This is a genomic window from Bacillus sp. SM2101 (assembly GCF_018588585.1).
GTDB lineage: Bacteria > Bacillota > Bacilli > Bacillales > SM2101 > Nanhaiella > Nanhaiella sioensis.
On sequence record NZ_JAEUFG010000008.1, the window covers coordinates 16,485 to 30,164 of the forward strand.

Consider the following 13,680-nt stretch of genomic DNA (forward strand, 5'->3'; position numbering starts at 1 on the left):
TTTTTACTTGAACTGAAAAAAGGTTATCCGTCAGAATAAGGTTATATTTGATAAACTATTCTAAAGGCTGCTTTTACATTAATTGATGTTATCATATTAAGAAACAAACTGAACATAGAGTTTTGACGTGTTTTTTCTATAAAACGATAATGTTTGCATAAAACCTCTTATATTAGTATGAAATAAACAAGGTTGCTATCGCATTGATTGGTGTTTGACTTATTAGGAAATAAGTACGTACACAACTATAGTTTTTGGCGTCTTTTCTTGTCTAATATGGTGGATAACATATAAAGCTACTTTTTTTGTTACAAATTTCGTTATAATAGCAACAAAAGTTTACGATAAGACCCTTAAGCAAAAGTTGTAAAAAAATGTATGAAAAAGCATAAAAAAACGTTGAGGTGAACCAACATGGGTTTAGATTTTGTGAAAACTCCCTTTCAACAAGAGTGGTATAACAAGGTGGGTAAGCTTGCAGACGAATTTGCAAAACGTGAGAAACATTATGATATTCATGGAACATTTCCATTTAACAATATTGAACAACTAAAGGAAGCTGGATATACATCATTAACGATTCCTAAACAATTTGGGGGGCAAAATATCTCATTGTATGAGCTTGTTTTGCTACAGGAAAGGCTCGCACAAGGCGATGGAGCTACAGCACTCTCAATTGGTTGGCATATAGGTTGCGTCATGGATATAACTGAAAAAAGTAGATGGGCGCATAATATGTTAACCTATCTTTGTGATCAAGTGAAAAAAGGAAAGCTGATTAATAGAGCTGCAACTGAACGGCAAACTGGAAGTCCTACACGGGGTGGCAAACCACAAACTTATGCTAAAAAAAAGAACTCAAACTGGATTATTAATGGACGAAAAACCTTTACTACGATGGCTCCTACATTGGATTTCTTTCTTGTTAGTGCAGCTGTTGATGATCAATTATGTGAATTTTTAATACCACGTGACTCAACTGGAGTTCGAATTGAGGAAGCATGGGATACGATGTCGATGCGTGGAACTGGCAGCCATGATCTTGTTTTAGACCAAGTTGAGGTAGAAGAAAAATTTTTAGTTGAAAGGAATACGAGGGAAAGAAAAGGTTTAGCAAATGGATGGTTACTTCATATTCCTGCCTGTTATATGGGTATAGCTATAGCGGCACGTAATTATGCCTTGCATTTTGCTCATACATATTCACCTAGTAGTATAAGTGGACCAATTAGTGAACTACCAAACATCCAAAGAATGACAGGGGAAATGGAGCTAGAACTTATGCAAGCACGCCATTTTATGTATTCAGTTGCAGAACGATACGATACATCTCAACATAAACAATTGCTTATTCCTGAATTAGGTGCAGTAAAACATGTGGTGACGAATAGTGCAATCTCGGTAGTAGATAAGGCAATGCGTATTTTAGGTGCCCAAAGCTTGTTTAACGACCGACCACTCGAGAGATATTATCGTAATGTTCGAGCAGGACTTCATAATCCACCAATGGATGATGCTGTAATTGGAACCCTTGCACAGCATGCATTTTCAGAGATAACGAATAAAGAATCGAATATACAATCAACAAAGAAAGAATAAATTCAACAGGTTTATGGAAGTTTTTATATAACCACGTATATTTTCCCTTAAGCTAGGGCAATATGTTAGTGAAAAAAATTAAACTAAGGGAGATTGAAAGATTATGAATAAATCAGAATTAGTAAATGTAGTAGCAGAGAAGGCGGAGTTAAGCAAAAAAGATGCTGCGAAGGCAGTAGATGCTGTATTGTACGCAATTCAGGAGCCATTGACTAAAGGAGAAAAGGTCCAACTAATTGGTTTTGGTAATTTTGTCGTCCGTGAACGTGCTGCAAGAAAAGGGCGTAACCCCCAAACAGGTGAAGAGATTCAAATTTCTGCAAGCAAAGTACCAGCATTTGTTGCAGGTAAAGCATTAAAAGAAGCTGTTAATAACTAATAATGATCTCATAGAGATACGTCATCTTTTTTTAGATGACGTATCTTTTTTTGATAGAAATAGTGAATGAATGATAAGAATAATAATTGTTTATGAGCAATATAATGAATCGCTATAGTAATTGCAGTTCGTGGTTGTTAAGTTTATCGTTCACAATTTGTCCATTCATGCAAAATTAAAAATTTGTTAACATTTAAGAGGTAAAAAATAAATGCAATCAGAAGGGATTTTTACAGCATGTATGGATTTAATATTGTTAATAAACTTCAAAAAATTGATAAGGATATTCATAGAAGTCAACTAAAATATCATACAAAACGTGTATTAGTAAGCAAAGAATTTACGTTTGATGCTGCACACCATTTACATTGTTATGATGGAAAGTGTAAAAATTTGCACGGTCACACATACAAAGTTGTTTTTGGTATAAGTGGTTTCGTTAATGACATAGGATTAGTAATAGATTTTGGAGAAATCAAAGATATATGGACAAATAACATTGAAGTTTTCTTAGATCATCGTTATATAAATGAAATGTTGCCCCCGATGAATACTACAGCAGAAAACATGGTTGTATGGATTTTTGAGCAAATGCATGAGTCAATTGAAATGAGAAAAGATAAATTGAAAGGTGCTAGGGTTGAGTTTGTTCGCTTATATGAAACTCCTACGTGCTTTGCAGAAGCGAAAAGAGAGTGGATGGAGGATAGGCATTAATGTACTTATTCATGTGAATTCAACTAATCTAGCTAAGTAACATGATCTCCTACACTGTATAAATGAACCCCCGTACGCGAAAGCATTTTATAAAACTCTTATATATCATCTCCATTCAAATTTTGTAAATTGATTAAGAGTAGTGTTATGAAACTTTTATGTTGATTTTCTTGATGAGCCTGTAACTTAACAGGTGAGGGATATGACTCTTACCACATCAATAGAACGAATCTCAGGATGAATAAATGATCATATTCATAAAATACTGTAAGCTATACTCAAAATCATTCTCTAGACGGAGATAAAATCCAACCTCTATTATAAGACAGTGTGATTATTAAGATTTATAATAGTAGATGTGTATACATTTATTAAAGGGGAGATTAATATGCTAACATTTAAGAAACCTGATGTCGAACAGTTTTTACGTGCGTACAGAATTCAAAATTTTGTCGTGAATAATAATGAAAGTCAGCTTATTTTTAGCACGAACATTAGTGGGAAATTCAATTTGTGGGGAATGGATTTACCTAACCAGTTTCCTTATCCGCTTACATTTAATGATCAAAGTTGTCACGACCTTCGTTACGACAAAGCTGGAAAGTTTGTTATTGCAGCATTTGATCATGAAGGGGACGAAAATACTCAACTATATATGATTCCTCCTCATGGTGGACACCTAAATCCCCTAAGAACGGCAGAGGGGCACCAACACATCAACCCTATTTTGTCAGAAGATGGGAAAAGACTATATTATTCTTCTACGAAGGATGACCCAACATACTTAAAAGGGTACTGTTATCAAATGGATTCAGGAGAAGAAAAGGTAGTAGTAGACGGAGATGGAGCGGCTACATATTTAGCTGGTATTAGTCCAAATGAAGAAAATATGGTTTTAATTAAGCATTTCTCAAATACACATACGTTAGCATATGTAAAAACAGATGAAGAACTATTTTCATTAACACCAGATTCTGAGAATCAACATACGGTCAACGATGTAGTTTATGTATCTGATTCAGAGCTCTTTTTCCTTACTGATTACAATGAAGATTTTTCATATATAGCAAAATTTGATATCGTAAATCGAAAATTTAGTAAGGTGGTTTCTTTACAAGATGAAAGCTTTAACACTATTAAATATAATGACAGTCAAAAGCAATTATATGTAGTGAGTGAAAAAGGTGTTGAAGACCATTTATATGTATACGATCTTAAGTCAAGTCAATTAAAAGAAATACAACTTCCTGTTGGAAAGGTCGAACAGCTATCAGTTTCAGAAAAAGGTAATATTTATTTGTTAGGTACAGCTGCGACAAAGCCTTGGAATATATATGTAAAAGAGACTGGTACAAATGAATGGGTATCATTGACTAATAACCGAGTGTTAGGTGTAGACGAGGAACAGCTAGTTGATCCTCTAGTACTGAAATATAAATCATTTGATGGTCTGGAAATTGAATCACTCTTTTTCAAAGCAAAGCCTGAAAACAGTAATGGTCACGTAGTTTTTTGGCCACATGGAGGACCACAAGCTGCAGAACGAAAATTCTTTAGAGGTGTGTTTCAATATATTATTAATGAAGGGTTTAGTATATTTGCTCCAAACTTCAGAGGATCAACTGGTTATGGTTTGCAATTTACCAAAATGGTTGAAGGTGACTGGGGGCATGGACCGCGGCTTGATAATGTCGAAGGCATAGAGTTTCTCATAAATAATGGCTATGCTGAAAGAGATAAAATCTTTCTTATGGGTGGAAGCTTTGGAGGGTACATGTCGTTGCTCCTCCATGGTAGACATCCAGAATACTTCAAAGCTGTTGTAGACATTTTTGGACCTAGTGATCTGTTTTCCTTCATTAATTCGGTACCAGAACATTGGAAACCTGTTATGAACCAGTGGGTAGGAGACCCTGAAAAAGATAAAGAGAAATTAATTGAGTATTCACCGATCACATATTTAGAAAATATGACAAAACCTATGCTCGTCATACAAGGTGCAAATGATCCTCGTGTTGTTAAAGCTGAGTCAGATAAAATTGTTCAAGCATTACAGGAGAAAGGGCGAGAAGTCGAGTATATTGTTTTAGAAGATGAAGGGCACGGTTTTTCTAAAAAGGAAAATGAGCTTAAGGTGTACAGAGCTGTAAGTGAGTTCTTTAACAAACATATGTAAGGGTAGCATAATCCTTCATACCATTATGGAATTAAGTTCTACGGTATAGAAACGGACTTAAGTCAAACAAACCAAAATCCTACTCATTTTGTGAAAAAACAAAATGGGTAGGATTTTAATTTTTCACAAACTACACTTTTCTTCACATCTTTTTTGATATTTAAATATAACTTCTTGCGATGAATTTCAATGTGTTGTCGTAAAACTTGTTAAAGTCCCTTCCAATATCAGTACCTAACCTTTGTATAAAGTGTCTAAGTATTTGTATTAATATAGAAAGTTACTTTCCCTTTGGAGCGAACTTATCAAAAATAAGTATCTCTCCATCTAGCTTTAAAACTCGTTTTACTTCGTATTTTCATACTTGATTTTAAATATTCTTTCTATTGATCAGCTACTTATTATGTAAACCCCACTATTCTACTAATCTCTTCTAGAGCTTAGTGCATCATAAATTGCTGTAGTGTTTCCACATTCACCAATTTGAACAATTACAATAGCTATATTTCTTCTAGAAAAAACTATATATCTTTTAGTTAATTGCTAATCAGCCTATAGGATGAATTAAACTCATTCTGAAGCTAGTTTATCTTTGGAATTATTTAGCATATTATTTAAAGATAATAGTCAAAGACATTTATGTACAATACCTAACTACGTAGCGTAAGGGAGGATAAATTAAAATGTTAAAAGCAAAAACGCCAAATTTTATTGATGCTAACAAACAAATTATTCAAGATAGTATTGCTTCGTTGGAAATGATTAGGATCGGTGGAGTCGAACAATGCATTCTTATAAGGGGAAAAAATAAACATAAACCGCTAATACTTTTTTTACACGGGGGACCTGGTGCTGCTCAAATAGGGTATGCTCCAAAACTTCAGCAAAAGCTAGAGGAAGATTTTGTAGTCGTGAACTGGGATCAAAGGGGTGCAGGAAAATCTTACTCAAAAGAAATTCAAATTGACAGTTTAAATATTAGCCAATTCCTCTCAGATGTACACGAGTTAGTAGTATTACTTCTTCAGAGATTTAATCAAAAGAAATTATACTTAGTCGGGCATTCCTGGGGAAGTCTATTAGGATCGTTATTTGTCAAGAAGCACCCTGAGCTAATACATGCATATATCGGTGTTGGTCAATTTGTGAATATGGTGAAAAATGAAGAAATCTCTTATCGTTTTACACTTGAGAAGGCTCATAGAACAAAGAATAGCAAGGCACAGAAGCAGTTAGAAAAAATTGGATATCCACCATATGATAAATTTACTGACATCGTTATTCAGAGAAAGTGGTTAGATAAATTTGGTGGTGCTGTTCATGGATCTACCATGATTAAGTCCATGCGTAAATCGGCATCTTATAGAGAATATTCTATTGTAGATTGGCTACGCTTTATGAGATATAATAAATTTTCTTTTTCCAACAGTAAGCTATGGGATGAGCTGATGGCGATGGATTTACTAAGCGAAGTGGATGAAATGAAAGTACCAGTGTATATTTGTGTTGGACGTTATGACTACACTACACCGTTTGAGCTTGCTGAAGAATATTATGAGCATTTAAAAGCGCCAAAAAAAGAACTCGTGTGGTTTGAAAAATCAGCTCATTCACCCAATTTTGAAGAGCCAGATAAATTTTACGAAGTGTGTATGCAAGCAACAAAATAATAGTGATAACGAAAACAACTGACCGTGACGCCCTATGGTTACGCCGGTCAGTTGTTCTAAGCTGTATTTATAATGATATTTTTTCGTTAATCTTATGAATAATGGCATGTGCGACACCATGCTCATCATTAAGTAATGTCGTCATATGACAAATATCTTTAATCTCTTGTTTTGCGTTTCCCATTGCAACACTATATCCAACCTTTTTAAGCATCGACAAATCGTTATGGCTATCTCCAATTGCTACTGTTTCGCTAAGTGGAATGTTTAGCATATTTGCCACAAGCTGTACTGCATTTCCTTTAGATGCTTCATGATGTTGAAGTTCAAAATTATTATCTGCTGATGAAACAACAGTGAGGTTTTCTTGTTCTGTGAAATAAGCCCATCCTTGTTGTCGCTTTTCCTCATCTAAGGAAAAAGCAAGGATGTTATAAAATGCTTCATTTGTATGAAGAATATCTTGATAGTGATTAACAAACGTAAAGCCTGTTTGAGTAAATTGTTTTTGCGTATCGGCAAGAAGTTTTTCTTTACTTATTTCTGGGTTTGCACTTGTTAAACGGTCTACCTCGATAGCCAAAACATCACGACAACGATGTGGAGTATATATTCTGTTATCTGTTGTAACCTCGTAATAGAGTTCGGTGTCTTCTAGAAACTTGATACTTCGTTCAACTACGTTATTTTCCATAGCAAATGAATGCAGTAGTTCACCTTTTTCTGTATGAATCATCGCCCCATTTGAACTAATGATCTTTGTTGATAACTCAGCGTCTCTACATATTTTATGGGCATCAAAATATGCTCTTCCTGTTGCAATGATAACTTCTACACCATTGTCCTGAGCATCTTTAATTGCAGCTAAGTTTACTTTACTAATATTCTTCTTATGATTTAGTAGGGTGCCATCAAGATCTATTGCAAGTAATTTCATGCCCCTTCTCCTCCTGAATTCTATATGAATGGCTGCTATTGTATAGAATGTTATCTTTCGTACAAAAAATTAAAAACGTATACGACTAAATTAGGTGGCATCTTTTCTCTGAAAAAAGATGTCAAACGTATTAAATCCTTTCTTACTATGATAATTTGGTGACAAAAACAACAAAGTATAAGAAAAGAGTCTTATAAATGGTTGTTCGTAATGATAGTTGTTGTTCGTGTGAAGAAGTAAACACAGACAAAACTTGTGTTCGTGGCATCTTTTTCTTCCGAAAAAGATGTCGAGTGTATTAAATTTTTTTTATAATAATTTTGCAAAAATAACAACAAAGTATATGCAAAGAGCCTTATAAATGGCTTAGCAATAATAGTTGTTTTTAGTATTAAGAAGAAAACACGTACACAACACGGTCGTGGCTCTTTTCTTCGCTAACTATTATAAAAATGATATATTACTCATCAGTTACTCAAAAGTAGGTGACAAAGCAACACAGACACGAAAAGAGCCTTATAAATTTAACATTTGTGAAGAGGCAACTAATACTTCAACATCATGGTCATCCAGAACTTTCATGAGTGATTCATCAATTGTTTGATCAGTGATGATCACATCAATTTGTGATAATGCTGCAAATGTAAAAAAAGCCTGTGTATGAAATTTGGTTGAATCAGCTAAAACGATTACTTCAGTTGCTTGCTCAATCATTTTCTTTTTTACAAATCCATCCTCTTCATGCGCAATGGTCAGACCGCGATTTGATATGCCAGTAACACCAATAAATGCTTTGTCAACGTTGTAGTGTGAAAGTTTTTCTACAGTGGATGAACCATACAGAAAACGGTGTTCTTTATTTAATTGACCACCTAGCAAGTATATGTCTGCTCCAGGGTTATTGGACAAGATTAATGAATGACTAATTGAATTTGTTACTACTGTACAATCTGTAGCTTGAAGAAACTCTGCACAAGCTTGGACGGTTGTAGATTCATCCATAATAATAATTTCGCCATCATTTACTAACGTGGCTGCTACTCTACCAATTGCTTCTTTCTCTTTAGAAAGGAGATGTAGTCTGTCTTTATAACTTTTAATTTCATTATTTAAAGTTGGTAGAATTGCTCCACCTCTTGTGCGCAAGATAGCTTGCTTTTCTTCAAGCTTGACAAGGTCACGCCGAGCAGTATCACGTGAAACATTATATTGTTGACAAATTTCATCAACGCTTATCTTTTTATGGATTTTTAAGTAATTAAGAATGGCAAGCATTCTTTCCTCTTGGAACAAAATATCACATCCTTTTACACAGTTGTTATAAGTGATTATAAGTAAAAATAATAAAATAATCAAGTGTTTATAAGTTTTAGCAATTATTAATAAGTTATATTAAGTTGTTTTCATATGAAATGTAGTTTTTCCTACTAGGAAATAAACGCGTATACAACTAGGTTTCGGGGCTTTTTTCTTCTATAAAACGATGATTGGTGAGTAAAATGCTGTTTTTATTGTCAATTTTAGGAACTATCACAACAAAGTTGAGGAAAGATCCTAATATTAAGGTAATAATACTTAATTAGCATATGAAAAATTATCATTGACTACTTGTATATACAGGTTTATACTTTAAGTGTAATTTGTATATACAAGTTTACTTAATATGTAAGCGATATCAGGAGGGTGAGATGATGGGGGAAAAACAACAAGTTGAGCAAATTATTAATGCAATAGGTGGGAAAGAAAACATTGAGGCAGCAACACATTGTGTTACAAGATTAAGGTTTGCGTTAAGAGATGATGATATCGTAGATAAGGAAGCTTTAGAAAAAATAGAAATTGTAAAAGGTACTTTTCTTGCGAATGGTCAATTCCAAGTTGTTATCGGTCAAGGTTTAGTAGATAAAATATATAAACAACTCGTAGAAATGGCCGAAATAGGTAGTTCAACTAAAGAAGAGATTAAAACAGTTGCCGAAAAGAAATTAAACCCAATTCAACGAATGATTAAAACGTTAGCAGATATTTTCATACCTATTTTACCTGCCATCGTTACCGCGGGGTTATTAATGGGGATTAATAATATTCTAACTGGTCCAGGTATTTTTTATGATGAGAAATCTTTAATAGACGTTCATACACAATGGAAAGATATTGCTGATATTATAAATTTAATTGCTAATACTGCGTTCGTTTTTTTACCTGGTCTAATTGGTTGGTCAGCTGTAAAACGTTTTGGTGGAAGTCCGTTACTCGGTATAGTGCTCGGCCTAATGCTTGTTCATCCCGGTTTACTTAATGCATGGGCTTATGGAGATGCGTTAGCAAATAACGAAGTTCCTTACTGGAATTTATTCGGTTTAGACGTAGCAAAAATAGGATATCAGGGTCAAGTGTTACCTGTATTAATAGCATCATTTGTATTAGCCAAGATTGAGCTGTTTTTAAATAAGAGGATAGCGGATGCTTTCAAACTTTTATTAGTTGCACCAATTACTTTATTAGTCACTGGGTTTTTATCATTTATTATTATTGGTCCAATTACTTTCGCAATTGGGAATGGTATTACAGATGGGTTAGTATTGGTTTTTGATAAATTTGCAGCATTAGGTGGATTATTATACGGTGGACTTTACGCATTACTAGTAGTAACAGGGATGCACCATACTTTCTTAGCAGTAGATATACAACTGATAGGTAGTACTGGTGGAACATTCTTATGGCCAATTCTTGCTTTATCGAATATTGCTCAAGGGTCTGCAGCGTTTGCTATGATGGTAGTATCAAAAGATGAAAAACTAAAAGGGTTATCACTTACATCAGGGATCTCAGCATTTTTAGGAATTACAGAACCAGCTATGTTTGGTGTTAATATTCGGTTTAAATACCCGTTTCTTTTTGCAATACTTGGTTCAGCAATAGCAGGTTTATTTATTACAATAAATGCTGTTCAAGCTTTCTCTATAGGTGTAGGAGGTCTTCCAGGATTTTTATCAATTGTACCTGATAAGTGGATATCATTTTTTATAGGTATGGCAATCGTATTAGTAGTCCCGTTTGTATTAACAATAGTATACGGTAAACTAAAGAAAAGCTAATTAAGATGTTCAAGTACACATGAGATTGTTTAAAATAGACGGCGTCTATCTTCCACTTGATTGAAAGGTTACAGGTCGGATATAAAATCCTTATAACTCATTTTTTAACTTCATTTGATATAGCCGTGTTTACTAAAATATTCTTTTTAGTGAATTTATCCTAAACGATGATTGAGCGCAGAAAAAGCAAAGCTTTTTCTGCGATGCTCATTTTGTGTAGTTATTGAGCTCAGTGGTAGATTTTATAAAGAGAATATAAGTAATTATAAGGTCAGGATATGTATGACTAGGAATTAGTAGGTAAATGAAACGATGAAATGGTCATCAATACAATCGATGATTAATGCATCCAAGATTACTCAACAAAAGGATAGGTGGTAACAAAATGAAAGACCCTTGGTGGAAGAGATCTGTAGTATATCAAATTTATCCAAAAAGCTTCAAAGATACAACTGGAAACGGTGTAGGTGATTTACAGGGAATCATTTCTAAGCTTGATTATTTAACTGAACTTGGTGTAGACATCATATGGCTAACACCTATATACAAATCCCCACAGCGAGATAATGGTTATGATATTAGTGATTATTTTAGTATTCATGAGGAATATGGAACGATGGCTGACTTTGACTTATTATTAACTGAAGCACACAAGAGAAATATGAAGGTTATTATGGATATTGTTGTAAATCATACATCGACTGAGCATGCTTGGTTTAAACAGTCACGTGAAAGTATGAAAAATAAATATCGTGATTTTTATATATGGCATGATGATATGGGAAAGGAACCAAATAATTGGAAATCAAAGTTTGGTAACTCAGCCTGGGAACTTGATGATCAAACAGGTCAATACTATTTACACTTGTTCGACATTACACAAGCAGATTTAAACTGGGAAAATGAACAAGTTCGCGAACATGTATATAAGATGATGCATTTTTGGTTTAAAAAAGGAGTTGACGGCTTTCGTTTAGATGTCATTAATCTTATTTCTAAAGATCAGCAATTTCCTAATGATGACATAACCAGATCAGGTGCTACAGGGGACGGAAGGAAGTTTTATACCGATGGTCCACGTGTTCATGAGTTTATACATGAGATGAATAGACAAGTGTTTTCAAAGTACGATAGTATGACAGTCGGCGAGATGTCATCAACAACGATTGACCACTGTATTAAATATACAAATCCAAACAGACAGGAACTTGATATGACCTTTAATTTTCATCATTTAAAGGTTGATTATCCAAATGGAGAGAAATGGGAGGTTGCAAATTTTAACTTTTTGCAACTAAAACAAATTTTGTCCACATGGCAGAGTGAAATGATCAAAGGTGGTGGCTGGAATGCTTTGTTTTGGTGTAATCATGACCAGCCAAGAATTGTATCAAGATTTGGTAATGATCAAAGGTACCATAAGGAATCTGCTAAAATGCTAGCAACAACGATTCATATGATGCAAGGGACACCTTATATATATCAAGGAGAAGAAATTGGAATGACAAATCCTAACTTTGATCGCATAGAGGATTACCGTGACGTAGAGTCGTTGAATATGTACGAGATTAAAAAGAAGGAAGGAATGAAAGAGAACGAAATAATCAACATTTTAAAACAAAAATCTAGAGATAACTCAAGAACACCTATACAATGGGATAATAGCAAAAATGCTGGCTTTTCAGAAGGAACACCTTGGATTAATGTTTCTGCTAATTATAAACATATAAATGCAGTTCAAGCTCTACGTGATAACAATTCTGTCTTCTATCATTATAAAAAACTAATTTCATTAAGGAAAAAGTATGACATCATCACATATGGGGATTTTCAACTAATTTTAGAAGATCATCCGTATATTTTCGCGTATGTGAGAAGTTTTAAGAATGAAAAATTGTTAGTGATAAATAATTTTTATGCTAAAGAAGCTCCTTTTCTTTTACCTGAAACGGTCGAAATAAATGGCTATTCTAACAGTATATTATTATCAAATTATGATGGTTCACCAATGAACATTAATAATATCGAACTAAGGCCGTATGAATCGATTATTTATCACTTGACAAAATGATGATACAATAAATTTGGTGATTTAATATGAGACAAAACAAATATAATGCAATATATAACGATATTACAGGAAAGATTCAACGTGGAGAAATAGAACCGAATACAAAGTTACCATCTGAACATGATTTAGCAAAAAATTATGATACATCAAGAGAAACGATTAGAAAAGCCTTGAATTTGTTATCGTTAAACGGCTATATTCAAAAAGTGAAGGGTAAAGGGTCTATCGTGTTGGATTTACGAAAGCTTCAATTCCCGGTATCAGAGCTAGTAAGCTTTAAAGAAATTGCTCAAAAGATGGAAGGGCAATTAGCAACACATGTTCATGAGGTCTTTTTAAGTGAACCTAACCTTTATATTCAAGATCAATTGAATATATCATCAACTGAAAAAGTATGGGAAGTCGTGCGAGTTAGGGAAATCAATGAAGAGAGAATTATTTTGGATAAAGATTATTTTATTCAGAAAATCGTACCGACATTAACGAAGCAAATTTGTAAGAATTCTATCTATGAATATTTAGAGAAAGAATTGAATTACAAAATAAGCTTTGCAAAGAAAGAAATTACAGTTGAAGAGGCAACGGAGGAAGATAAGCATCACTTAGATTTAAATGGTGATCGACACATTGTTGTAGTCAAAAATTATGTATATTTAGATGATGCTAAGTTATTTCAATATACAGAATCTAGACATCGAATGGATAAGTTCAAATTTGTAGATTTTGCTAGAAGAGGTCAATAAGAAAGTTCTTTTTATGAGACCCATTCATTGTAGTTCTGACCGAGTTAGACTCAGTATTTAGGTGTTATCTAGGCATGAGCGGTAATAAACCGACCTCATGCCTTTTCTTTTTGTGAAGAAAAACTGCTCACTTAATTATTGTGAAAATTGTACTATACATGAACCCTAATTCTTCATTAGGTGGAGTATAGTCTCCTGCTGACTTTCTTACGTGAAGACGAAGTTTACATGATATATAATAGGAAATTCAGCTAAGTTAATCATGCAATGCTTATACCCATGATAAACAT

The 13,680-nt window shown here is 33.7% G+C and carries 10 protein-coding genes; 8 read left to right on the forward strand and 2 right to left on the reverse strand.

Translation table 11 applies throughout. The annotated features are described in order from the left end of the window. Positions 1–414 precede the first annotated feature (414 nt). The 5 genes from JM172_RS09305 to JM172_RS09325 all read left to right on the forward strand — a co-directional run bounded on the left by JM172_RS09305 (position 415) and on the right by JM172_RS09325 (position 6,541). Entirely contained in the window at positions 415–1,599 is a 1,185-nt protein-coding gene (locus JM172_RS09305; RefSeq protein WP_214481921.1) for an acyl-CoA dehydrogenase family protein, read from the forward strand. Between the two features lie 103 nt (positions 1,600–1,702). Further along, a complete protein-coding gene (locus JM172_RS09310) occupies positions 1,703–1,978 on the forward strand; it encodes an HU family DNA-binding protein (RefSeq protein WP_214481923.1) in 276 nt (91 codons plus the stop codon). Positions 1,979–2,215: 237 nt separating this feature from the next. Next, a complete protein-coding gene (queD, locus tag JM172_RS09315) occupies positions 2,216–2,695 on the forward strand; it encodes a 6-carboxytetrahydropterin synthase QueD (protein ID WP_214481924.1) in 480 nt (159 codons plus the stop codon). Between the two features lie 388 nt (positions 2,696–3,083). Continuing rightward, a complete protein-coding gene (locus JM172_RS09320) occupies positions 3,084–4,871 on the forward strand; it encodes a S9 family peptidase (RefSeq protein WP_214481925.1) in 1,788 nt (595 codons plus the stop codon). Between the two features lie 683 nt (positions 4,872–5,554). Further along, a complete protein-coding gene (locus JM172_RS09325) occupies positions 5,555–6,541 on the forward strand; it encodes an alpha/beta fold hydrolase (protein WP_214481926.1) in 987 nt (328 codons plus the stop codon). Positions 6,542–6,608: 67 nt separating this feature from the next. On the opposite strand, the gene JM172_RS09330 is transcribed toward JM172_RS09325, so the two are convergent. Together JM172_RS09330 and JM172_RS09335 are read right to left on the reverse strand one after the other, a co-directional pair. After that, positions 6,609–7,478, reverse strand: coding sequence for a Cof-type HAD-IIB family hydrolase (locus JM172_RS09330; RefSeq protein WP_214481927.1), 870 nt, complete (start codon positions 7,476–7,478; stop codon positions 6,609–6,611). 516 nt (positions 7,479–7,994) lie between these two features. Then, complete coding sequence (locus tag JM172_RS09335) at positions 7,995–8,771, reverse strand: DeoR/GlpR family DNA-binding transcription regulator (protein ID WP_214481928.1); 777 nt, start codon at positions 8,769–8,771, stop codon at positions 7,995–7,997. A gap of 398 nt (positions 8,772–9,169) precedes the next feature. Between JM172_RS09335 and treP the strand changes: the two genes are divergently transcribed. The 3 genes from treP (at position 9,170) to treR (ending at position 13,390) form a co-directional block, all read left to right on the forward strand. Then, positions 9,170–10,576: a PTS system trehalose-specific EIIBC component gene (treP, locus tag JM172_RS09340; RefSeq protein ID WP_483297248.1), complete on the forward strand. Its 1,407-nt coding sequence runs from the start codon at positions 9,170–9,172 to the stop codon at positions 10,574–10,576. 385 nt (positions 10,577–10,961) lie between these two features. After that, the gene (gene treC / locus JM172_RS09345; protein WP_214481930.1) at positions 10,962–12,647 is read left to right on the forward strand and encodes an alpha,alpha-phosphotrehalase; all 1,686 of its coding nucleotides are present in this window, start codon (positions 10,962–10,964) and stop codon (positions 12,645–12,647) included. A 26-nt stretch (positions 12,648–12,673) separates the two neighbouring features. Continuing rightward, the gene (gene treR / locus JM172_RS09350; RefSeq protein ID WP_214481931.1) at positions 12,674–13,390 is read left to right on the forward strand and encodes a trehalose operon repressor; all 717 of its coding nucleotides are present in this window, start codon (positions 12,674–12,676) and stop codon (positions 13,388–13,390) included. Positions 13,391–13,680 lie beyond the last annotated feature (290 nt).